The sequence below is a fragment of the Allobosea sp. FBZP-16 genome (assembly GCF_002831785.1).
Taxonomy (GTDB): Bacteria; Pseudomonadota; Alphaproteobacteria; order Rhizobiales; family Beijerinckiaceae; genus Allobosea; species Allobosea lupini.
In genome coordinates this window covers 192,801-214,578 of the sequence record NZ_LNCQ01000014.1, presented here as the reverse complement: position 1 = coordinate 214,578, position 21,778 = coordinate 192,801, and the positions used below count along the sequence as shown (strand labels likewise).

The window sequence follows — 21,778 nt, the reverse complement described above, 5'->3', positions numbered from 1 at the left end:
AGCAATTTCATTGAGTACCTTGCACTCCGCAAAGACGACTGGCCGTGATTCTATAAATCGGCCAAAATCGGGGGAGGGGCCGCAGGATGCGGTATCATAATTTTACCATTAAGAATTTTCGAGGCATAAAAGAAACAAATATTGATCTAAATCCTGAAAATGGAAGCAATATATACTCTTTCGTTGGTCTGAACGAAAGTGGAAAGACAACCCTTTTAGAGGCAATTCATAGCTTCTCCCCCGATGTTGATAATAAGACTGCATTGTATTCTTCCTCATCATTTGATGATAAGAATTCTCTCATCCCAAGAAATATGATATCGAATTTTACGGGAAAATCGATTGTTCAGAGTCTAATCGAAATTGAACAAGAAGACGTTGATGCACTCTGTAGTTATATGAAGTCATCTCATTCGGTTGAAATTGACAGAGAGTCCATCAAGAGGAAGTTTACCGTTAGTCGAGAAATTTCTTACATTTCGTCCCAACATGCTGAAACAACCAATCTTTGGCACCTTACTATCAAGGGAAAATCAAAAGGGAAGCGTAGTTTTTCGAATTTATTAGGTTCTGATTTAACATCTGCTCTGAATTTCTTGCGGCTAAGATTGCCTGTGATAGCATACTATCCAACGTTCGTTTTTGATTTCCCTAGCCGGATATATCTATCTGGAAAGGACGGTGATAAAACTAATGAATTTTATAAAAGAGTCTTCCAGGACATTCTTGATACGAATGGAGAAGGTCTTCAGATCGATGAGCACATAATTAAACGCGTTAGAAGAGACGACCTCCCTTCAAATCCTATTGAATTTATTGCTCGATTGCTAGGAGGAGGGTCAAATGTGAAAGAGCAAATCGACGCAGTTATGCTAAAGGCCTCTTTAACTGTTTCGCGTGCCGTCTTCGGAAAATGGAATGAGATTTTTCATGAGAAGATTTCGAACAAAGAGATTTTGATCGACTGGAAGCCAGAAGTTAATCCTGAGACGAATGAGAAGAATGTTTACATACAATTTCTAATTCGTGATGGCGTTGATAGATATCAGATACCCGATAGGTCATTAGGTTTTCGCTGGTTCTTTTGCTTTTTGCTATTCACCCAGTTTAGAGCTTCTCGTCGCGAGAGAGGCGGGACGATTTTCTTGTTTGATGAGCCGGCGTCAAATTTGCACTCTAGAGCTCAGGAGCAACTTTTAGGCAGTTTTCCGGCTATTGCTAGAGGCAGGAATAGCCTTATATATTCAACGCATAGTCATTATATGATTAATCCGTATTGGCTTGAGAAGACTTATATAATTGAAAACAAGGCTATCAGCTATGATAGTGATATATCTGAGGATTTTAAACCTAATTCTATTACGGAGATAGTAGCGATTCCCTATCGTAGATTTGTTGGCGAGAATCCAGATAAAACGACTTACTTTCAGCCAATTCTGGATAAGATCGACTATCGACCGAGTATGATGGAGTTTTCGGACAATATTGTTATTCTTGAGGGTAAATCTGATTTCTATATATTGTCATATTTCATGTCGATTCTGAGAGTAAAAGATCTCAATCTTTTTCCGAGCTCTGGTGCGAACGATGTTCACCCGTTAATATCTCTCTTCCTCGGGTGGGGGAAGCGGTTTAAGGTTTTGCTCGATGCAGATGATGCAGGTGAGAAAGCAAAAGATAGGCTTATTGACGAATTTGCACTGTCTAAAAATAGTGTTTCTACGATATCTGAACTTTTAAACGACCCGTCTGTAAAAAAAATAGAAGACCTTCTAGAAGACGGCGATAAGAAAATTATTGCTGATCATTTTTCTGTGTCGGGCCGTATTTCGAAGAAACATGTCCTTCGTTTCTTTTCCGAAGCTTTAGCGTCCGGAAATAAATTTTCATTTTCTGATGACATGAAGGGGCGAGTAGAGAAAATATTGTCTTCTCTTAAAGGCGAGGATGTGAGTGCAAGTTTGCCGACCTCTAAAGGGCAGCGCCGCAAAAGGGAGCCGCGTGGGACCTGATACCGTTTCGCACCCAGGAGAGGGGTTCTGTCGCGGTTTCAGCGCTGGCGAGGATAAACCGCAACCTTATCCCCGCCCTCCGAACCTCCCGTATCATGCCGCGCATCCCATCCCCGAGGGGCGGCCGACCGGAGGCATGTCGTTCGGCGGGATGGGTGCGGCGCCTGCGGGCGAGGGTTGCGCCTCGCTCCCGGGAGGCTTCGGGAACCGACCTGGGGACACTACGATCCCTGCGCGAGGAGCTCGCTAGACCGCGCCGGCTCACGCCGGCGCGACAGAAGCGCGGCCCGGAGCTTTCAAATCGCCGCCTGGCGGAGCGCCACGGGGCGTGCGGATGGTGGCTCAATCCATCCGCGCCGCTTCCTGGCTCAATGGAAGCGGATCACCAAACCAGCGCCTCGCGGCGCTCCGCTGCCCCTCATATGCGACAACGCCCGCAGGCTGAGCCTGCAGGCGGGGAAAGGCTTGGGCGCGGGAAGCGCGGCGCGCTCCTTCTCCCCTCGGGGGAGAAGGTGGCAGCGCGAAGCGCTGACGGATGAGGGAAGTCCAGCCCGACGCTCAGACGCTCACCCGGTCGTGCCGCCCTCATCCCCTGCCGGACCTTCTCCCCCGAGGGGAGAAGGAGGCTGATCGGAGGAATCCCATGCCCCGTAATCCCGACCATCGCGGCGCGACGAAGGAGGAATTCGAGCGCTTCCAGCGCGAGCGGCCGATCATGTTGCGCCAGTTCGCGACATTGCTGCAGTGCTGGCGCTTCTGCGGCCGCAAGGATTGCCGGCGGGCCAAGGCCTGTAGCGGGCCCGATAGCCTGCAATGCTCGGGCGAATTCATGCAGGCCCTCTCCGACGAGATGCGCGCGACCTTCCACGAGGCGATCCGCCTGCGCGGCCAGGGCGTCGAGGGCAGGGAGGCCTGGTACGAGGCCGAGCGGCGCATCGCCAGGCACAAGGCCCAGTTCGAGGCGATTCCGCTGCAGGGCGATGGGTAGAGGGTGAGGCGCGAACCCCTCCCCCGCGTCGAAGTCGGGTCTACCCGACTTCGACCACTCTGAGTGCTGATCTCGGGCAGGCCCGAGATCAGTGGGGAGGGGCAGGGGTGGGGGTCGCAAAGCTGGAGCGATCTCTCGAACAAGACAGTGCTGTCGCCGCTGCCAGCCGTCTTTCCGGCGAGCGATCGCCAGGCGGCACCACCCCCATCCCCGGCCCTTCCCCACAAGGGGGAAGGGAGTTTGCGTCGAGGTTCCGCGCTCTTTGCCGGCAGGCTGCTATAAGCTCGCCTCAGACCCGATTCACCGGAAGCCCGACGCCATGGCCAGGAAGACACCCGAACAGCTCACCAAGGAATTCGAGGGCCGCAAGGCCAAGGGGCTGGCCAAGGGCGGCGCGGCCTATTGGCCGAACGTGCTGTCGAATGCGGTGCTGAAGCTCGTCGCCAGCGGGGCTGAGTTCAGCGTCGCGGCGCTGGCCGAGCGCGTCGCGGCCGAGGGGCAGGTGACGGACCCGGCGGTGAAGGCAGGCGCCGAGGAAGCGCTGGCGCGGCTGAAGCAGGCGGCGGCAAGGGCGGCGGAGTAGGGGGCGGGGAACCCTTCTCCCCTCGGGGGAGAAGGTGGCAGCGCGAAGCGCTGACGGATGAGGGCCCGTCAGGCGGGGTGAGTGGTCGACGGCTCGCCCGGTCGAGCCGCCCTCATCCCCCTGCCGGGACCTTCTCCCCCGAGGGGAGAAGGGGGTTGCCATGGGAGAAGGAGGCTACTCCCCCATCGCGATCAGTGAGGCGTTTCCGCCCGCCGCCGCGGTGTTGATCGTCACCGTCTGCTCGGTGGCGAAGCGCGGCAGGTAGTTCGGGCCGCCGGCCTTGGGGCCGGTGCCCGACAGGCCATGGCCGCCGAAGGGCTGCACGCCGACCACCGCGCCGATCATGTTGCGGTTGACATAGATGTTGCCGGTCGAGAGCCGGTCGACGACGCGCTCGACCGTGGCCTCGATGCGCGAATGCAGGCCGAAGGTCAGGCCGTAGCCGGTCGCCTCGATCTCGGCGAGCACCTTGTCGAGCTGGCCGGCCTTCCAGCGCACGACATGCAGCACCGGGCCGAAATGCTCGGCGGCGAGGTCGGCGACCTTGTCGAGCCTGATGATGTGCGGGGCGACGAAGGTGCCGGGCAAATCCGGCGTCCTGCCGGCATAGGTCACGCGGCCGGCTGAGCGCATCGCGGCGATATGGGCGTCGAGGCGCTCCTTGGCGGCAGCGTCGATCACCGGGCCGACATGGGTCTCGATCTCACGCGGGTCGCCGAGCGTGAGCTCGCGGGCGGCGCCCTCGATCATCTCGACCATCTTGTCGGCGACGTCCTCCTGCACGACGAGTAGGCGCAGCGCCGAGCAGCGCTGGCCGGCCGAGCGGAAGGCGGAGAGGACGACGTCGTCGGCGACCTGCTCGGCCAGAGCGGTCGCGTCGACAATCATGGCGTTGAGGCCGCCGGTCTCGGCGATCAGCGGCACGATCGGGCCGTCCTTGTTGGCCAGCGCCCGGTTGATGGCGCGGGCGGTCGCGGTCGAGCCGGTGAAGGCGACGCCGGCGACGTCCTTGTGCGCGACCAAGGCGGCGCCGAGCTTGCCGTCGCCGGGGGCGAAGTGCAGCGCGGTTTTGGGGATACCGGCCTCATGGAGGAGGCGGACGGCAAGCGCGGCGATCAGCGGGGTCTGCGGCGCGGGCTTGGCGACGACGCTGTTGCCGGCGACCAGCGCCGCCGCGACCTGGCCGACGAAAATCGCGAGCGGGAAGTTCCAGGGCGCGATGCAGACGAAGGGCCCACGGCCGCGCAGGATCAGGCGGTTGTCCTCGCCGGTCGGGCCGGGAAGGGCGGTCGGCACGGCGAACTTGGCCTCGGCTTCGGCAGCGTAGTAGCGCAGGAAGTCGACGGCTTCGCGGAGTTCGGCGATGGCGTCGTCCAGCGTCTTGCCGGCCTCGGACTGGAGCAGCGCCAGGATCGGGCCGCGGCGCGCTTCCATCAGGTCGGCGGCCTGGCGCAGGGATGCGGCGCGGTTGCGGGCGGGCGTCGCGTTCCAGGCGTGGAAGCCGGCCTTGGCTGCGGCCATCGCCTTCTCGGCGCTCGCGGCATCGCCCTCGGTGACGCGGCCGACCGGCTTGCCGTCGATCGGCGAGAGCACGTCGCGAGCGGTACCGGTCCCGGGCTTGCCGTCGATCAGCGGCACCGCCTCTGGCACGGGCTTGGCGGCAGCGGCGCGGATCTCGGCGAGGAGGGAGCTGAGGCTCTGCGCATCGCCGAGCTCGACGCCGGCGGAGTTGCGGCGCGACGGTCCGAATAGATCGGCCGGCAGCGGGATGCGGCGATGGCGGGCTGCGCTCGGCGAACCGATGATGTCGGCCGGCGGCACCAGCAGCGTCGCGACCGGCACGTCAGGATCGCCGGAGACCGAGACGAAGGAGGAGTTGGCGCCGTTCTCGAGCAGGCGGCGGACGAGATAGGCAAGCAGGTCCTGATGGCCGCCGACCGGCGCATAGGTGCGGCAGGCGAAGCCGGAATCCGACTGCAGCAGGCGCTCATAGAGTGCCTCGCCCATGCCGTGCAGGCGCTGGAACTCGAAATTCTCGGCATCGCCGGCGAGCTCGGCGACGGTGGCTACGGTCAGCGCATTGTGGGTGGCGAACTGGGGAATGATGCGCGGGCGCAAGGCGAGGAGCTGCTTCGCGCAGGCCTCGTAGTTGAGGTCGGTCATCGCCTTGCGGGTGAAGACCGGATAGTCGGGCAGGCCGCGCTCTTGGGCGCGCTTCAGCTCGGTGTCCCAATAGGCGCCCTTGACCAGGCGAACCATCAGCCGGCGGTCATAGGTTTCGGCCAGCGCCGCGATGTGGTCGATCACCGCCGCGGCGCGCTTCTGATAGGCCTGGATGGCGAGGCCGAAACCGTCCCAGCCGGCGAGGGAAGGCTCGGCCATCACCGCGGCGATCACGTCGAGCGAAAGCTCGAGCCTGTCGGCCTCCTCGGCGTCGACGGTGAAGTTGAGGTCATATTTTTTGGCCTGGCGGGCGAGCTCGATCACCTTTGGGGTGAGCTCGGCGAGGACGCGCTCGCGATTGGTCGCCTCGTAGCGCGGATGCAGCGCCGAGAGCTTGACCGAGATGCCGGGGCGGTTCGGCAGCCTGTCGTTGCCGGCCGAGCGGCCGATGGCGTCGATCGCGTCGGCATAGGAGGCGTAGTAGCGGTCGGCGTCTGCCTGCGTGCGTGCGCCCTCGCCGAGCATGTCGAAGGAGTAGCGGTAGAGCTTGCCCGAGCCGGAACGGGCGCGCTTCAGCGCCTCCTCGATGGTCTGGCCGAGGACGAAATGGTTGCCCATCACGCGCATGGCCTGGCGCGTCGCGGTGCGTACGGCCGGCAGGCCGAGGCGCTTCGAGAGGTTGCCGATGATGCTGGTCGGCGTCTCGCCCGGCTGGATGATGCGGGCGGTGATGCCGAGCGCCCAGGACGAGGCCGAGATCAGGAAGGCGTCGGACTTGGATTCGTGATGAGCGAAGTCGCCCTGGCCGAGCTTGTCCTCGATCAGCCGGTCGGCGGTGGCGGCGTCGGGCACGCGCAGCAGCGCCTCGGCCAGCACCATCAGCGCGAGGCCTTCCTTGGTCGAGAGCGAATACTCGCGCAGCAGTTCCTCGATACCCCCTAAGCCGACCTTGCGGGTGCGGATCGCGTCGACCAGCGAGGTGGCGCGGGCATCGATCCTCGCCTTGGCCAGGGGATCCCGGCGGCCGCCGGAGAGCAGGTGACCGGCGATGGCGGCATCGTCCTCGGCATAGGGGGCGTGGAAGACGGGCGCAGGGGCGGCCATGGAAAAAGCTCCGGATCTCGGCGGCGGGATGATCTGCAGAATCATCGCAACAGGGCTGGATATCAATGGAGATTTCGGCAAATATGTAGCGATTTTTCCCGTTGGATATTGCTATGGCAGAGAATAATCCGGCTATCGATCGAACCGACCGGCGCCTGCTCGCGCTGCTCCAGAGCGATGGCCGTGCAGCCGGCGTCGAACTGGCGGAAAAGGTCGGGCTGTCGCCGACCGCGACCGGCGAGCGGCTGAAGCGGCTGGCGCGCGAGGGCTTCATCACCGGCTACCGCGCGACGCTCGATCCGGTGAAGCTCGGCCTCAACCTCCTGGTCTTCGTCGAGGTTTATCTCGACAAGACGACGCCCGACGCCTTCGAGCGCTTTGCGGCAGCGGTGAAGCGGGCTCCTGAGGTGCTGGAATGCCATATGGTCGCCGGCGGCTTCGATTATCTGGTCAAGACCCGTGTCGCCGACATGAACGCCTATCGCCGCTTTCTCGGCGATGTGCTGCTGGCGCTGCCGGCCGTCCGCGAGACCCGCACCTATGCGGTGATGGAGGAGGTCAAGACCGACGGCGCGCTGCCGCTGTGACACAAGCGGCACTGCCGCAGAAAAACGTAACCATTTCCGCGATTTCGCCGCGATCTTGCCGTGTTGGCGCTTGACCTGCCGGCTAGGGAAGTCTTGGTTGCTTTGCGTCTCCGGTATGGTGCTCCGTCAGCCCCGTCGGAGAGGTCCTTGCGTCCGTGTCGGCTATGGTCGCTCCGGAGTTTGCCATGTCCGTTGCCAAGCCCCTGCCTGGCGCGCCGATCTCCCGGCGCGGGTTCGGGCGTTTCCTCGCGGGAACCGGTGTTGCCGCCTGGGCCGGCTTGCGCAGTGCGCCTGTCGCAGCTGCCACCATCCCGTTGCGCTTCACGCTTGATTGGCGTTTCGAGGGGCCGGCGGCGCTGTTCCTCACTGCCCTGGACAAGGGCTATTTCCGCGACGAAGGGCTGGACGTCACGATCGAGCCCGGGACAGGGTCGCGTGAAGCGATCCCCCGGATCGCAAGCGGTGACTTCGATGCCGGCTTCGGTGATGTGAATACGCTGATCCGCTTCCGCGACGAGAAGCCGACGATCGATCTCAAGGCGGTGATGATGGTCTATGACCGGCCGCCCTTCGCGATCGTCGGGCGCAAGAGCCGCGGCATCAGCAGCGATCCCAAGAGCCTGGAAGGCAAGAAGCTCGGCGCTCCCGCCGCGGACGGCGCTTTCGCGCAATGGCCCGTGTTCAGGAAGGTCAACGGCATCGACGACGCCAAGATCAAGCTCGAGAATATCGGCTTCACCGTGCGCGAGCCGATGCTGGCCTCCGGCGAGCTCGATGCGATCTTCGGCTTTGCCCACACCTCCGTGATCAACATGAAGGCGCGTGGCGTGCCGGCCGAGGATATCGTCACCTTGCTGATGGCCGATCATGGCATCGAGCTCTACGGCAATGCCGTGATCGTCTCACCGAAGCTGATCGCGGAGAAGCCGCAAGCGGTGCGTGGCCTGCTGCGGGCGATCACGCGCAGTGTCCGCGATGTCGTCGCCGCGCCGGAGGCGGCGATCGCCGGCGTGCTCCAGCGCAATGACGGTGCCCGTCCCGAGATCGAGCTGGAGCGTCTGAAGATGGCGCTCGACCACTATGTGATGACGCCGGGCGTCAAGGCGAACGGCTTCGGCAGCATCGACAAGGCGCGCTGGCAAAAGGGGCTCGACCAGATCGGGCTGGCTGTCTCCTTCAAGGACAAGGCCAAGGCCGGCAATGCCTTCGCCGAAGGCTTCCTGCCGGCGGAGGCCGAGCGGGCGTTCTGACCGGCCGGGCAGTTGACCTTAGGCCAAGGTGACAGCGGCTTTCGGCTTCGCATATCGTGCGCCGCTTTTTGCAAGAGCGGGCGCCGACCGGCGTATGCTCGATCCGTCATCCTGGGCCTGCCGCATGCTTCCCGACATCCGTGACTATAAGCGCCTGCGCGCTGCTTTCCGCTGGCGGATTCCGGAGCGCTACAATATCGGCGTCGATTGCTGCGATCGCTGGGCTGCGGTCGATCCCGGGAAGATCGCGATCCTGGAGGTTCAGCCCGACTGGTCGATCGTGCCGGTCAGCTATGGCGAGTTGCGGGCGCAGTCGAACCGCCTTGCGAATGCGCTGCGCAAGCGCGGTGTCGGCGAAGGCGACCGGGTCGCGATCCTGTTGCCGCAAGGGCGCCTGGTGCCGATCGCACATATGGCAGCCTACAAGCTCGGCGCCATCGCGGTGCCGCTGGCGGCCTTGTTCGGTGCGGACGCGCTGTCCTACCGCCTGCGCGATTGCGGGGCGAAGGCGCTGATCACCAATGCGGCCGGGCTCGCCAAACTCGGCCAGATCGAGGAGCCGCTGCCGGACCTCGAGCTGGTGATATCGGCCGACGGGCCGGACGGACGGGCTGAAGGGCTCGCGCGCCTGCTGGAAGCGGAAAGCGATGATTTCGCGCCGGTCGACAGCGGGCCGGACGATCCGGCGCTGATGATCTACACCTCAGGCACCACCGGCAATGCCAAGGGTGCGCTGCATGGTCACCGGGTGATGCTCGGCCATCTGCCGGGCGTGGAGATGCCGCATGAATTCCTGCCGCAGCCGGGCGACCTGCTCTGGACGCCGGCGGACTGGGCCTGGGCCGGCGGCCTGCTCAACAATCTCCTGCCGGCGCTGCATCACGGTGTCCCGATCGTGGCGCGGCCGGCCGCCAAGTTCGATCCCGATGAAGCACTGCGGCTGATGGCGGATCTGGGCGTGCGCAACTGCTTCATCCCGCCGACGGCCCTGCGCATGCTGCGCGCAGTCGAGAATCCGCGCGGGCGCTATGATCTCAAGCTGCGCACGGTCGCGTCGGGCGGCGAGGCGCTCGGCGCCGAGACGCTGGCCTGGGGCTGCGAGAAGCTCGGCCTGACGATCAACGAGTTCTACGGCCAGACCGAGTGCAATCTCGTGCTCGCCTCCTGCGCTGCGATCGGGGTGGTCAAGCCGGGCTTCATCGGCAAGGCGGTGCCGGGCCATGAGGTCGCGGTGATCCGGCCAGACGGCAGCATCTGCGAGCCGGAGGAGGAGGGGCAGATCGCGGTGCGCCGCCCCGATCCGGTGATGTTCCTGCACTACTGGCGCAAGCCCGAGGCGACGGAGGCCAAGTTCATCGGCGACTGGATGACGACCGGCGACCAGGGCTCGCAGGATGCGCAGGGCTATATCCGCTTCGTCGGCCGAGACGACGATGTCATCACCTCGTCAGGCTACCGGATCGGGCCGAGCGAGATCGAGGACTGCCTGTTGCGCCATCCGGCGGTGGCACTCGCGGCGGTGGTCGGCAAGCCTGACGCGCTGCGCACCGAGATCGTCAAGGCCTTCATCGTGCCGAAGCCGGGCTACTCGCCGACGACGGAGCTTGTCGCGGAGATCCAGAGCTTTGTGCGCGAGCGGCTCGCGGCGCATGAATACCCGCGCGAGATCGAGTTCCGCGAGGAATTGCCGATGACCACCACCGGCAAGATCATCAGGCGGCTGCTGCGCGACGCCGGGTGAAAGGCGTCGGGCGGCGCGTAGCTTTCGCCGTCACGGAGAGGCGGACGTCACCGAGGCGCTGCGACAGCGTGACGGCGTTGAGGCCGGGCAGGTCGGCGAGAATCTCGCGCTGGCGGCCGCGGCGGCCGAGCCAGGCGACGAGCTGGGCCAACGGGGCGAAGCTGGCGAAGCGCTCGTCCTGCGCGCCCGAATAGAGCCAGAGGCGCGGGCTCTTGCCGATCAGGATTGCGCCCGCGACCGGCTTGTCGTCGAGGCTCAGCAGGCCGACCCGGCAGCGATTGCCGCGCGCCAGATTGCGGGTCATGGCGCGCAGGAAGGCGCTTTCGCGGATGTCCTGCAGCGCAGCGCCGCCGGCGCGCGCCAGCGATCCAGAGGCTTCGAGCGCCAGATGGAGCTCGACCATGTCGCGCAGGTCCTGGCGCGAGACCGATTCGGCAAAGGAGAGCTTGCCATGGCGTGACAGGCCGTGACGCAGGGCCGCGAGATCCGGCGTCGGCGGGGAGGCTGGTGCGGAGGCCGACTCAATGGCAGCGGCATGGCTGGTGCGCTGGGCTGCCTGCAACAGGCCGTGCAGCAGCGGGCCGTCGAGATCGAGACGGCTCAGCTGCAGGGTCTGCGTATCGGCGAGTCCCCAGCGGCCAGGCGCGTGGAGCAGGGCAGCGACGACGCGTTCCACCTGGTCGATGTCGATCAGCGGCGTGGCGAGGCCGAGCCGGGGATTGTTCCAGCCGATCAGCTCGTCCTGGCCCAGCAGCCTGCGCCTGAGGCGGGCCGGCACGAAGCCGAGCAGGCGACGTGGGGCGGTGGGGCCATCCCAGAACAGCAGCACGGAGACGTCTCGGAAATCGACGAGATGCTGCGCGGCGGGCAACGCGAAATCGGGCTCGCAGAACGGGTTCAGCTCGATGGCGCGGCCGGCGAGGTCGCGCCATTCGGCCTCGATGGCGGCGCAGGCAGCGAGCGGGCGGCGCTCGATCGTGAGGCCGGCCGGGCTGGAGACGGCAGTCTTCGGCACGGTCTCCTCCGGCGCAGCCGGGAATGCAGCGAGGTTCGGCATGGCGCAGCCCTTTCGCGGCTCGCCCCGCTTCGGTGCGCTTCCGTGCCGGATCGGCACGTGGACGCGGGGCGGGACAGGGTCTGCGCGTGACGAACCAAGAAGCGGGCCGTCGGGATGTTGAGAATAGCCACTCGGCGTCATTCTGGGCTCAGCCCTGCGGGCTGCCTCGGAAAGACGCAGGAGAGCCCCGGTGCTCGGAGCCAGTCAGGCGGGATGGTGGTGGTGAGGCTCGGACTGGGCGGGCGCGGCGCGGCCTAGGAAGGCCGACCAGAGGCGAGCCACCGTCTCTTCTTCCAGATCCTTCACGATCAGGACGAGGCGGGAGCAATGGTCGGTGTCGGGCCAAGCCGGCAGCAGCACCGGCGGGTGCAGGATCTGCTGGACGGCATGGACGAGGAGCGGGCCTTCGGGGTGTTCGGCGAGTGCGACCAGCCCCTTTAGCCGCAGCAGCTTTGCGCCATGGGTCGAGCGCAGCAGGGTCCAGAACAGGTCGAAGGTCGCCTCGCGGATCGGCGCCTCGGCGGTCAGGGTGAAGGCGCGGATGCTGGCGTCGTGGCGATTGACGTCGTGGTGATGATGATGGTCATCCCCGCCGTGATGATGGTGGTGCCCGTCGGCGTCGCCATGATCGTGGTCATGGTCGTGATCATCGCCGCCCAACGCTTCCGCTGCGAGCCAGCGGCGCAAGTCGTCCGGGCGTTCGGCGATGTCGTAGAGGCCGGCGCCGATGATCGCTTCGGCAGGGGCTTCGGGCGCGAGGATTGCAATACCCGGATTGAGTTCGCCCAGCCGCTTGCGCAGCGCCGCGACCGCTGCGCCGTCGGTCGCGATATCGGTCTTGCTCAGAACCAGCCGGTCGGCGGCGACGACCTGGCGGAGCGCCTCGGGATGGGCGTCGAGCGTCGCCATCCCGTTGACCGCGTCGACCAGCGTGACGACGCCGTCGAGCCTGAAGCGCATGGCGAGATAGGGGTGGTTGATCAGCACATTGAGGACCGGCGCAGGGTCGGCGAGGCCGGTGGTCTCGATCACCAGGCGCCTGAACGGCGCGACGCGGCCATTGTCGAGGCGGCGCAGCAGGTCCTCGAGCGTGACGATCAGGTCGTCGCGGATGGTGCAGCACAGGCAGCCCGAGGCGAGCAGGATCATGCCGTCCTCGATGCCCTCGACGAAGAGGTGGTCGAGGCCGATCTCGCCGAACTCGTTGACCAGCACGACCGTGTCGGCCAGTGCCGGGTCCTTGAGCAGACGGTTGAGCAGGGTGGTCTTGCCGGCGCCCAGGAAGCCGGTCAGCAGCGTCAGCGGGATCGGTTTGGGGCGGACGGACTGCTCGGACATCGGTGGTCAGTTTCCCTACACGGCCACCGCCGGCAATCGGCGGGCTCGCTTTTGTTCCAATATTACATTGGCGATGATCGCGGCGACGACAAGGGCACCGCCGGCATATTGCAGCGCGCCGACGCGCTCGCCGAGGAAGACCGCGGCGATCGCGACGGCGAAGACCGGCTCGGCGCAGAAAGCGAGCGCAGCTGGGCCGGGCGCGACGCGGGCGAGCGCCATCACCTGGAGCAGGAAGCCGATCAGATAGCCACCGATCGTCACCGCGACCGCGACCGGTGCGAGCAGCAGCGCCGAAGGCAGCTGGAACAGGCCGGTGAGAGCGAGGATCGCCAGCGTCACCGGCAGGATGACGAGATGCGACCAGAACAGTTTTGGAATGGTGCCGGTGTCGGCGCAGCGCGCTGCCGAGAAGAACTGCACCGCGGCCAGCACGCTGGCGGCGAGCGCGAGAGCCAGCCCGCGCGGGTCGAGCCCGTGCCAGTCGGGCCCGACCACCATGGCGACGCCGAGAAAGGCGACAAGCGCGATCACGACCCGGTCGAGGCTAAAGCGGGCTGGGGTGAGGAACGGCTCGGCGAGAACGATCAGGATGGGAAAGGTATAAAACACCACAGCCGCCACCGTGATCGGCAGGAAGGCGACCGAGGAGAGATAGGCGCAGGCGGTGAGCGCCGTGCTCAGGCCGAACAAGGCGAGCGCCGACCAGCGCCGGCGCGGCACGACGAGGCTGGCGCGCCAGATCAGAGCCGCGCCGATGACGAGCGCCAGCATCAGGAAGACGCGGTAGAAGACGATGAGCGGCCCGCTCAATCCGGCATGGCCGGCGAGCTGGGCGCTGACGATATTGGTGCCGAAGGCGGCGGCGGAGCCGAGCGCCAGCGCGAGGCCGCTCTGGGCCGAAGAGGCGCCGCGCTCGTGCATGTTAAGCCGTTGGATCAGGCGTCGGGCTTGGAGGCGTCAGGCTTGGCGGCGGGCTTCGTCCCAGGGCGGGCCGCAGGCTTCGCCAGCGGCTTGGCCTGCGCCTGACTCGGCTTGGCCTTGGCAGGCTCCGCCTTTTCCTGCTTCGACCTGGTCAGCAATGGCTTGGCAGCCGGCTTGTTCGCGGCCTTGATTCCGGCGGCTGCGCCCGGGCGCAGGCTGGCGGGCGTCGCGGCGCCGGGCTGGATCGCGCCCTGCAGGCGCATCGGGCCGGAGCCGAGCGCCGCAGTAGCGGGCGTCTCCTCCTGCGTCGGCGTGACCGGCGCGAAGGCGGAGGAGGCCGGCGGGATCGCGCCATTGCGCGAGAAGGTGCGGTTGCCGGCGACGAGCCCGGCGGCGACGGGCGCGCCCGGCTGGATCGTCTCGCGCGCGACCTGGGTGTCGGGCCTGGCCACGACATTGGCGGCGAGCGGCGCCGAGGCAGAGCCCGGCGTGCGGCCGAAGGAGACCTGGATCGGCTCGAACTTGGCGCGAGGGCCGAGCGTGATGCGGCCGGAGGGCGCGCGGGTCAGCACCGAGCCGGAGGAGCCGCCCTGCGGCACTGCCGCGGCAAAGCGGTCGGAGGTTCCCTCGGCATTGCCGCCGACGCCGCTGTTCGTCGAAATGAAGCTGATCGGCCCCGATGTCTCGGCGTCGTCGCCGAGCGCGTGGCCGCCGCGGCGGACGCTGTCGCAGATGCTGTAGGCACGCCCGCCATTGCCGGACGGCATGCCGGTAACGCTGCCGCCGAAGCCACCCCATTTGCCGAAGCCGTCGTCGAGCAATTGCGCTGCCTTGACGGTGCGCTCCGCACCGGAGCTGGCGCCCATCACGACGGCGATCAGCGTGCGGCCATTGCGCGTGGCGGTGGTGACGACATTGAAGCCGGAGGCGCAGACGAAGCCGGTCTTCATGCCGCTGACGCCGTAATAGCGGCCGACCAGTCCGTTGGTGTTGTTGAGCACCTGCTTGCCGAGCTGGACCGCGCCGGTGTTCCAGTAATCGGAGTAGCGACCGAATTCGCTCATCAGGGCCATGGCGAGCACGGCGAGGTCGCGGGCGCTGCTCTGCTGGTCAGGATGGTGCCAGCCATTCGGGTTGACGAAATGCGTGTCGTTCATGCCGAGCCGCTGGGCCTCGGCGTTCATCATCGAAACGAAGGTCTCGACATTGCCGCCGACACCCTCGGCGATGACATAGGCGATATCGTTGGCCGACTTCACCATCATGATGCGCATGGCGTTGTCGAGCGTGATCTCCTGGCCGGCCTTGATATAGACCTTCACGCGCGGCTGGCTGGCGGCGAGCTTCGAGGCCGGGATCGCGGTCTCAAGTCCGATCCTACCCTCGCGCACGGCCTTGAGCGCGAGATAGAGCGTCATCATCTTGGTGGTGGAGGCCGGATGCCAGGCCTGGGTCGGGTTCTCGCTCGACAGGACGGCGCCGCTCGAGGCGTCGACCACGATGCTGGTGCCGGCTTGCGCCGGGACGGCGGCAGCGAGGAGCGTGGCGAGCGTGACGCCGGCGGCGAGACGGAATGAGATCATCGGCTGAGGTCTGAACCTGTCTTGGCGGGGGCCTGGGGCTTCAACGCGACGCTTGAGGCATTTTCGAGACGGCGGGCGACAATCCTGCCTCGCTCATGACGCATACCTACCCTTCATCGGGTGATTTGCCTAGCGTGGCGTGGCGGTCCAAAGCAATGCGGTGCTCTTTCTACGGGACCTCCGCGCGTGAGCTTCAGCCTTCTGTGGATACCGGTGACGCTTGCCGCCTCGCTGCTCCAGACCGCGCGCAACCTGACCCAGCGCTCGCTGACCGAGGTGATCGGCGTCGTCGGGGCGACGCAGGTGCGCTTCCTGTTCGGCCTGCCCTTCGCGCTGCTCTTCCTCGTTCTGGTCTGCCTCGCCAGCGGCGCCCTGCCGCCCGTGCCCGATCTGCGGGCCTTCGGCTTCGCCGTCTTCGGTGCGCTGACGCAGATTCTCGCCACCGCGCTGATGCTGGCGGCGATGCGCGAACGCTCCTTCGCGGTGACGACAGCCTACACCAAGACCGAGCCAGTGCAGGTCGCGCTGTTCGGGGCGGCGCTGCTCGGCGACGCGCTAGGCTGGCCGAAGTTCGCGGCGATCGTCGTCGCCACGGCCGGCGTCGTGCTGATGTCGTGGAAGCCGGGCGACAAGCTCAGCGCGGCAGGGATGCGGCCGGCTGCGCTCGGGATCGGTGCCGGCGCCTCCTTCGCGCTGTCGGCGATCGGCTTCCGCGGGGCGATCCAGACGCTGCCGGAAGGGCACTTCCTGATGCGGGCGACGACGATCCTCGCTCTCGGGCTGGCGCTGCAGACCCTGCTCCTGACGCTTTACATGCTCGTCGCCAACCGTCCGGCGCTGATCCTCAGCCTGCGCAACTGGCGTCGCTCGCTCACTGCCGGCTTCCTCGGCGCTGCCGCCTCGCAATGCTGGTTCCTCGGCTTCTCGCTGACCACGGCGGCCAATGTCCGCACGCTTGCGCTGGTCGAGGTGCCGCTGGCGCAGATCGCCTCGCGCCGGATCTTCTCTGAAGGCACGAGCTGGCGCGAGCTCTTGGGCATGGCGATGATCGTCGCCGGCGTTGGCGCTCTACTGCTGCTGGCGATTTAAAAAACCGAGCCACTTATTTGTCGCAGTCGCTCCTTACGCCCGAACCGACGGGCCTATGGAGATGGATGATGGCGGCTACCTATCACTACGTCGGAACCTACGACGAACGCATCTTCGAGCGGGAATTCCGGGACCGTTTCGGCAAGAAGCCGCGCTACAACGCCAACGCGATTCCCGACCTTCTGGTGCTGCTCCGCCTGATCAACAGGGACACCAGCATCACCGATATCCGCTGGGCGGCCTATATGCTGGCGACCGTCGCCTGGGAGACGACGAGCCCGGTCACGCAGTTCGTCCAGGCCAAGAACAAGAAGGGCGAGCCGTTGGTCGACAAGGCCGGCAATGCGGTGATGCTGAAGCGTCGCGCCTGGCTGATGACGATGGCGCCGGTCGACGAGGTCGGCCATGGCAAGGGCCGCAAATATCACGAGCCGGTCAAGGTCGCGACGCTCGCCGATGGCAGCGTCCGCGTCACCGAGCAGGATGGCGACCAGTTCAAGATCACCGCAAGCGGTGCGATCTCGAAGCTGACCAAGGGTGCCAAGATGGGCACTGTCGATGGCGGCGCCGCGGTCAAGGCCTACAATGACGATAACGGCACCGAGCTCGCCTATTTCGGGCGTGGCTATGTCCAGCTGACCTGGTGGTCGAACTATGCCACGACCGGCGCCGCGATCGGGCAGGGGCTCAATCTGCTGCTCGACCCGGAACTGGTGAAGACCCCCGCCATCGCCTATGCGGTGATGTCGCATGGCATGCTCACCGGCGATGGGTTCGCCAATGGCCGGAAGTTCTCGACCTATTTCAGCGGCAAGTCCCGCAACTATGTCGGCGCGCGCGCCATGGTGAACGGATCCGACCACGCCAAGGACATCGCTGCGATCGCCGAAGTGTTCGAGGCGGTGCTGCTGGCGGCCGGACCGAACCGGCCCATCACCTTCGCGCCACCGATCGATTCCAGCCTCGCCGGCATGCCGCTGCCGGGAGCCCGGTTCACCAGCCAGTCGAGGTTCTTTCAATGATCGGCCGGTCAGTGGCCGCTGCTGCGGCCACCCTCATCTTCGCGGCCGGCGTCGCCATGGCGCAGCAGCCAGGCAGCGCGCAGCGCTGCGGCTGGCTCGACAATCCGAGCCCGGGCAATGCCTCGCTCTACGACAGGGACGGCGAGTGGACGATCGCCGTGCAGGGTGGGCATCAGGCGAAGGGCGACTGGCCGCCGCCCTACAAGGCGGGCGAATGGCGCAAGAGCGGGAACGGCAGCTATGGCTATGGCTGCGCCTGCATGACGGTGAAGGTAGACGCCGAGGAGAAGAACGTCATCGAGATCGTCTCGGCCAAGGCGCGCCCGCTGGCTGCGTGCCGGAAGGACAAGGCACTGTCGAAGGTCGAAAAGACGCTGCGCTAGCCTTGCGGGTCGGAAGTCGCGCGAGGGGGTCGCGTGACATCTCGTCATGTCCTGACCGCAGGGCCGGTCGGCGCTCGCTCGCCGCGGGCTCTTGATCCGCTTGACTTCGCCCGGTTTCGTGGGCCTTTCCTCGCACAGGAGGAATGCGCGCTTGACGGCTTGTGGCCACGGGTGCGTGGAGGCAGATGTAGTGTATCTGCACATCAACCAGGAGATGGCTATGAGCGCTGCAATCGTCGGCTGGGCCCACACGCCTTTCGGTAAGCAGGATACCGAGACCGTCGAGAGCCTGATCGTGCGCGTCGCCACCGACGCGCTGATCGATGCCGGCATCACCGCCGACCAGGTCGACGAAATCGTGCTCGGGCATTTCAACGCCGGTTTCTCGGCCCAGGACTTCACCGCCTCGCTCGTGCTGCAGGCCGACCCGGCGCTGCGCTTCAAGCCGGCGACCCGCGTCGAGAACGCCTGCGCCACCGGCTCGGCAGCCGTCCATCAGGGCGTGCGTGCCATCAAGGCCGGAGCGGCCAAGGTCGTGCTGGTCGTTGGTGTCGAGCAGATGACCACGACGCCCGGCCCGGAGATCGGCAAGAACCTGCTGAAGGCTTCCTATCTCGCGCAGGAGAGCGATGTGCAGGGTGGCTTTGCCGGTGTCTTCGGCAAGATCGCCTCGTCCTATTTCCAGCGCCATGGCGACCAGTCGGATGCGCTCGCCATGATCGCGGCCAAGAACCACAAGAACGGCGTCGACAACCCTTATGCCCAGATGCGCAGGGATTTCGGCTACGCCTTCTGCCGCGAGGAGAGCGAGAAGAACCCTTACGTCGCCGGCCCGCTGAAGCGGACCGACTGCTCGCTGGTCTCGGACGGCGCCGCCGCGCTGGTGCTCGCCGACGAGGAGACCGCCAAGAGCATGCGCCGCGCCGTCGGTTTCCGCGGCATGGCCCATGTCCAGGACTTCCTGCCGCTGTCGCGTCGCGACATCCTGAAGTTCGAGGGCGGCGCGCGCGCCTGGCAGCAGGCGCTGGCCGCTGCTGGCGTCGCGCTCGACGATCTCTCCTTCGTCGAGACGCATGACTGCTTCACCATCGCCGAGCTGATCGAATACGAGGCGATGGGCCTGACCAAGGAAGGTGATGGCGCCCGCGCCATCAAGGAAGGCTGGACCCAGAAGGACGGCAAGCTGCCGGTCAACGTCTCCGGCGGCCTCAAGGCCAAGGGCCATCCGATCGGCGCGACCGGCGTCTCCATGCATGTGCTTTCCGCTATGCAGCTCGTCGGCGAGGCGCCGGAGGGCATGCAGGTGAAGGATGCCCGCCTCGGCGGCATCTTCAACATGGGTGGCGCTGCCGTCGCCAACTACGTCTCGGTGCTCGAGCGGGTGAAGTGAGGCGAGGGGCTGCCGGCGAACTCACGTCGGCGGTCATCCAGAAATTGGCCGGAGGGGCGGCGTGATCATCTTCTTCGCGCTGCTGCCTGCCTATGTGCTGTCGATCTTCTATCGCTCCTTCCTGAGCGTGATCGCCGCGCCGGTGATGGGCGACCTGCGCATCGGGCCGGCGGAGTTCGGCATGCTCGGGGCCGCCTGGTTCATGGCTTTCGCGCTGGCGCAGTTCCCGGTCGGCTGGGCGCTCGATCGGCTCGGGCCGCGCCGGACGGTGGCGGTGACCATGGCGGTCGGCAGCGTCGGCGCCTTCCTGTTCGCGCAGGCCGGCAGCGCCAATACCGCCACAGCCGCGATGGCGCTGGTCGGAATCGGCTGCTCGCCGATCTTCATGTCGTCGCTCTATCTGTTCGCGCGGACTGAAGCGCCGGCACGCTTCGGCCTGTTGACCTCGATCTTCATCGGCCTCGGCTCACTCGGCAATCTCGTCGGTGCTGCGCCTTTGGCGCTGGCGGCCCAAGCCTATGGCTGGCGCCCGACCATGCTCGCCTTTGCCGTGGCCTTCCTACTCGCAACCGTGCTCGCAGCAGTGCTGGTGCGCGATCCACCTGAGGTCACCGACGCTTCGGGCAAGCATGAGGGGCTGCTGCAGGGGCTGAAGAGCATCGCAGCGATCGGGCCGCTCTGGCTGCTCGCGCCGATCACTCTCGTCGGCTACGCGATCATCGCGACGGCGCGGGGGCTCTGGATCGCGCCTTACATGATGCAGGTGCACGGGCTCGATGGCATCGCCGCCGGCCATGCCGCGCTGGGCATGGCGACGATGATGGTCGTCGGCGCCTTCGTCTATGGCGCGTTGCAGAAGCGGGCGGGCCGCAGCAAGGCGCTGGTCGCCTGGGGCACCGTGGCTACGGGTATCGGATTCGCACTGCTGGCAGTGATTGGTGCGCAGTCGCTGGCCGGCGCCATCCTGCTCTTTGCGATCGTTGGTGGCACAGGCTTCACCTATGCGATCCTGATGGCGCATGCGCGTGAGTTCTTCCCGGCGCATCTGGTCGGGCGCGGCATGACTTTCGTCAATTTCCTGTTCATCGCCGGGGCGGGGCTGATCCAGTGGGGCTCCGGCTGGTTCGTCGCGGCGCAGCGGGCCGATGGGCGCGATGCCGCACTCGCCTTCGCCAACATGCACTGGGGCTTCGCGGCGCTGCTGCTGGTCTCGACCGCGATCTATCTGGCTGCGCCGGAGCGCAAGGCGGCCTGAGGTTCAGGCCTCGCCCGGGGCACGCGCCGCGATCGCCAGTGCGTGCACGCTACCGGCGAGTTCCTCGGAGAGCGCAGCGTTGACCAGGCGATGGCGTTCGAGCCGGCTCTTGCCGGAGAAGGCGGGCGAGACGATCTCGACTCGGAAATGCGTCTCGCCGCCCTCGCGCCAGCCGGCATGGCCATGATGCTGGTGGGATTCGTCGATCACCCTGAGATGCTCCGGTGCCAGCTGCGCGGTGAGCTTGCCGGCGATCCGGTCGGCCATGGTCGGCATGGATGCTTCTTTCGTGAGTAGATGGAGCGCTGACGCCCCTTGGTGGCGAGAACACCCATTCGCGCTCGACGGTCAAGATCGAGCGTGTGCAGCGCTGCCTCATTGGAGCCGGATTCTCCGGGCTCTCATGTCGAAGCCCGCACTCGCGACCGGGGGCGATGCCGCGTGCGGCCGTTGAGTTCGAAGCGTGGAAATACTATCTAGGGGGCATCCCGGCCGCTTCGGCTGAACCGGGTTCCTTAAGCAATCAGGGTCAAGCTGCCGCCAAGGCGATCGGCTTGCTGCAGGCGCGGAGCGATCCGCGCGGCGGTCGGCTTGTCGGCGCAGCGTTCAACCCGCATAACCATGAGACGATGAACTTCAGCTCGCGCCTTTTCGACCGGATCAGGATCGGCCCTTCCGAGGCGGAAGAGGTGGTCGAGGCAGATGCGCGTCTTTGCGACCATCCGGGTTGCACGAAGGCGGGCGAGTTCCGCGCGCCGATGGGGCGCGGCAAGGAAGGCAAGTTCTTCCAGTTCTGCCTCGAGCATGTGAAGGCCTACAACGCCACCTACAATTACTTCGCCGGCATGAACGACGAGGCGCTCGCGGCCTATGCCAAGCAGGAGGAGATCGGCCACCGGCCGACCTGGAAGCTCGGCGTCAATGCCAGCGCCGCGCGGATGGCGCAGCGCGGGCGCGAGGCCGGCGGGCCGGAGATGCAGGATGCCTTCAACCTGTTCCGTGGCCGCGCCGGCCGCCAGCCGGAACGGGCCGAGCCCAGAGTCGGTGTCCTCGCTAAGAAGGCGCTGGAGACGCTCGACCTCGACGAGAGCGCCGACCGCGCCGCGATCAAGGCGCGCTACAAGGAGCTGGTGAAGCGCTTCCATCCCGATGCCAATGGCGGCGACCGCTCACGCGAAGGCCGGCTGCAGGAAATCCTCAAGGCCTACCAGACGCTGAAGAGCAACGGGCTGGCCTGACATGTCGCAGTCTGGACCGGGCTCGTCGGTCCCGATAGAAAACCGCGGACATATCAGTCGGCGGAGCACGT

18 protein-coding genes are annotated in these 21,778 nt (G+C 65.5%); 12 read left to right on the top strand and 6 right to left on the bottom strand.

From position 1 onward, the window contains the following. Positions 1–86 precede the first annotated feature (86 nt). From CXY91_RS05170 to CXY91_RS05160, 3 genes are all read left to right on the top strand, one after another. A complete protein-coding gene (locus CXY91_RS05170) occupies positions 87–2,012 on the top strand; it encodes an AAA family ATPase (protein WP_100959567.1) in 1,926 nt (641 codons plus the stop codon). A gap of 643 nt (positions 2,013–2,655) precedes the next feature. Beyond that, complete coding sequence (locus tag CXY91_RS05165; protein WP_100959566.1) at positions 2,656–3,000, top strand: hypothetical protein; 345 nt, start codon at positions 2,656–2,658, stop codon at positions 2,998–3,000. Between the two features lie 319 nt (positions 3,001–3,319). Then, positions 3,320–3,583: a hypothetical protein gene (locus CXY91_RS05160; protein ID WP_100959565.1), complete on the top strand. Its 264-nt coding sequence runs from the start codon at positions 3,320–3,322 to the stop codon at positions 3,581–3,583. 174 nt (positions 3,584–3,757) lie between these two features. Here CXY91_RS05160 and putA read toward each other — a convergent pair whose 3' ends face one another. After that, positions 3,758–6,850 carry a bifunctional proline dehydrogenase/L-glutamate gamma-semialdehyde dehydrogenase PutA gene (gene putA, locus CXY91_RS05155; RefSeq protein WP_100959617.1) on the bottom strand — a complete coding sequence of 1,031 codons (3,093 nt, stop codon included), beginning with the start codon at positions 6,848–6,850 and terminating at the stop codon, positions 3,758–3,760. Positions 6,851–6,963: 113 nt separating this feature from the next. Between putA and CXY91_RS05150 the strand changes: the two genes are divergently transcribed. The 3 genes from CXY91_RS05150 (at position 6,964) to CXY91_RS05140 (ending at position 10,428) form a co-directional block, all read left to right on the top strand. Beyond that, the gene (locus CXY91_RS05150) at positions 6,964–7,437 is read left to right on the top strand and encodes an Lrp/AsnC ligand binding domain-containing protein (protein WP_100959564.1); all 474 of its coding nucleotides are present in this window, start codon (positions 6,964–6,966) and stop codon (positions 7,435–7,437) included. A 185-nt stretch (positions 7,438–7,622) separates the two neighbouring features. Then, positions 7,623–8,687: an ABC transporter substrate-binding protein gene (locus CXY91_RS05145; RefSeq protein WP_100959616.1), complete on the top strand. Its 1,065-nt coding sequence runs from the start codon at positions 7,623–7,625 to the stop codon at positions 8,685–8,687. Positions 8,688–8,811: 124 nt separating this feature from the next. Beyond that, on the top strand, positions 8,812–10,428 hold the full coding sequence (locus tag CXY91_RS05140; protein ID WP_100959615.1) for an acyl-CoA synthetase: 1,617 nt from the start codon (positions 8,812–8,814) through the stop codon (positions 10,426–10,428). On the opposite strand, the gene CXY91_RS05135 is transcribed toward CXY91_RS05140, so the two are convergent. The 4 genes from CXY91_RS05135 to CXY91_RS05120 all read right to left on the bottom strand — a co-directional run bounded on the left by CXY91_RS05135 (position 10,400) and on the right by CXY91_RS05120 (position 15,330). Continuing rightward, a complete protein-coding gene (locus CXY91_RS05135) occupies positions 10,400–11,485 on the bottom strand; it encodes a GNAT family N-acetyltransferase (protein WP_100959563.1) in 1,086 nt (361 codons plus the stop codon). The two genes, CXY91_RS05140 and CXY91_RS05135, sit on opposite strands and share 29 nt — an antisense overlap. 204 nt (positions 11,486–11,689) lie before the next feature. Next, a complete protein-coding gene (locus CXY91_RS05130; RefSeq protein ID WP_100959562.1) occupies positions 11,690–12,823 on the bottom strand; it encodes a CobW family GTP-binding protein in 1,134 nt (377 codons plus the stop codon). 15 nt (positions 12,824–12,838) lie between these two features. Beyond that, a complete protein-coding gene (locus tag CXY91_RS05125; RefSeq protein WP_100959561.1) occupies positions 12,839–13,747 on the bottom strand; it encodes an EamA family transporter in 909 nt (302 codons plus the stop codon). Between the two features lie 14 nt (positions 13,748–13,761). Further along, positions 13,762–15,330, bottom strand: coding sequence for a D-alanyl-D-alanine carboxypeptidase family protein (locus CXY91_RS05120; RefSeq protein ID WP_100959560.1), 1,569 nt, complete (start codon positions 15,328–15,330; stop codon positions 13,762–13,764). Between the two features lie 186 nt (positions 15,331–15,516). Here CXY91_RS05120 and CXY91_RS05115 point away from each other — a divergent pair, with 186 nt between their 5' ends. The 5 genes from CXY91_RS05115 to CXY91_RS05095 all read left to right on the top strand — a co-directional run bounded on the left by CXY91_RS05115 (position 15,517) and on the right by CXY91_RS05095 (position 20,469). After that, positions 15,517–16,419, top strand: a complete 903-nt coding sequence (locus tag CXY91_RS05115) for a DMT family transporter (RefSeq protein ID WP_100959559.1) — start codon at positions 15,517–15,519, stop codon at positions 16,417–16,419. 68 nt (positions 16,420–16,487) lie between these two features. After that, the gene (locus CXY91_RS05110; RefSeq protein ID WP_199777357.1) at positions 16,488–17,441 is read left to right on the top strand and encodes a glycoside hydrolase family 19 protein; all 954 of its coding nucleotides are present in this window, start codon (positions 16,488–16,490) and stop codon (positions 17,439–17,441) included. Positions 17,442–17,452: 11 nt separating this feature from the next. Next, positions 17,453–17,824: a DUF4087 domain-containing protein gene (locus CXY91_RS05105; protein WP_199777356.1), complete on the top strand. Its 372-nt coding sequence runs from the start codon at positions 17,453–17,455 to the stop codon at positions 17,822–17,824. 220 nt (positions 17,825–18,044) lie between these two features. Then, positions 18,045–19,214, top strand: a complete 1,170-nt coding sequence (locus CXY91_RS05100; protein WP_100959614.1) for an acetyl-CoA acetyltransferase — start codon at positions 18,045–18,047, stop codon at positions 19,212–19,214. A gap of 61 nt (positions 19,215–19,275) precedes the next feature. Then, the gene (locus CXY91_RS05095) at positions 19,276–20,469 is read left to right on the top strand and encodes an MFS transporter (RefSeq protein ID WP_158673267.1); all 1,194 of its coding nucleotides are present in this window, start codon (positions 19,276–19,278) and stop codon (positions 20,467–20,469) included. A 3-nt stretch (positions 20,470–20,472) separates the two neighbouring features. Here CXY91_RS05095 and CXY91_RS05090 read toward each other — a convergent pair whose 3' ends face one another. Further along, positions 20,473–20,736: a BolA family protein gene (locus CXY91_RS05090; RefSeq protein ID WP_091837072.1), complete on the bottom strand. Its 264-nt coding sequence runs from the start codon at positions 20,734–20,736 to the stop codon at positions 20,473–20,475. Positions 20,737–21,023: 287 nt separating this feature from the next. Between CXY91_RS05090 and CXY91_RS05085 the strand changes: the two genes are divergently transcribed. Continuing rightward, complete coding sequence (locus CXY91_RS05085) at positions 21,024–21,707, top strand: J domain-containing protein (protein WP_349236577.1); 684 nt, start codon at positions 21,024–21,026, stop codon at positions 21,705–21,707. Positions 21,708–21,778 lie beyond the last annotated feature (71 nt).

Bases quoted from the DNA above. Each gene is read 5' to 3' on its own strand.
- CXY91_RS05120 (WP_100959560.1), bottom strand. From the start codon at position 15,330: ATGATCTCATTCCGTCTCGCCGCCGGCGTCACGCTCGCCACGCTCCTC.
- CXY91_RS05090 (WP_091837072.1), bottom strand. From the start codon at position 20,736: ATGGCCGACCGGATCGCCGGCAAGCTCACCGCGCAGCTGGCACCGGAG.
- CXY91_RS05170 (WP_100959567.1), top strand. From the start codon at position 87: ATGCGGTATCATAATTTTACCATTAAGAATTTTCGAGGCATAAAAGAA.
- CXY91_RS05150 (WP_100959564.1), top strand. From the start codon at position 6,964: ATGGCAGAGAATAATCCGGCTATCGATCGAACCGACCGGCGCCTGCTC.
- CXY91_RS05125 (WP_100959561.1), bottom strand. From the start codon at position 13,747: ATGCACGAGCGCGGCGCCTCTTCGGCCCAGAGCGGCCTCGCGCTGGCG.
- CXY91_RS05100 (WP_100959614.1), top strand. From the start codon at position 18,045: ATGAGCGCTGCAATCGTCGGCTGGGCCCACACGCCTTTCGGTAAGCAG.
- CXY91_RS05140 (WP_100959615.1), top strand. From the start codon at position 8,812: ATGCTTCCCGACATCCGTGACTATAAGCGCCTGCGCGCTGCTTTCCGC.
- CXY91_RS05110 (WP_199777357.1), top strand. From the start codon at position 16,488: ATGGCGGCTACCTATCACTACGTCGGAACCTACGACGAACGCATCTTC.
- putA (WP_100959617.1), bottom strand. From the start codon at position 6,850: ATGGCCGCCCCTGCGCCCGTCTTCCACGCCCCCTATGCCGAGGACGAT.
- CXY91_RS05145 (WP_100959616.1), top strand. From the start codon at position 7,623: ATGTCCGTTGCCAAGCCCCTGCCTGGCGCGCCGATCTCCCGGCGCGGG.
- CXY91_RS05160 (WP_100959565.1), top strand. From the start codon at position 3,320: ATGGCCAGGAAGACACCCGAACAGCTCACCAAGGAATTCGAGGGCCGC.
- CXY91_RS05130 (WP_100959562.1), bottom strand. From the start codon at position 12,823: ATGTCCGAGCAGTCCGTCCGCCCCAAACCGATCCCGCTGACGCTGCTG.
- CXY91_RS05135 (WP_100959563.1), bottom strand. From the start codon at position 11,485: ATGCCGAACCTCGCTGCATTCCCGGCTGCGCCGGAGGAGACCGTGCCG.
- CXY91_RS05165 (WP_100959566.1), top strand. From the start codon at position 2,656: ATGCCCCGTAATCCCGACCATCGCGGCGCGACGAAGGAGGAATTCGAG.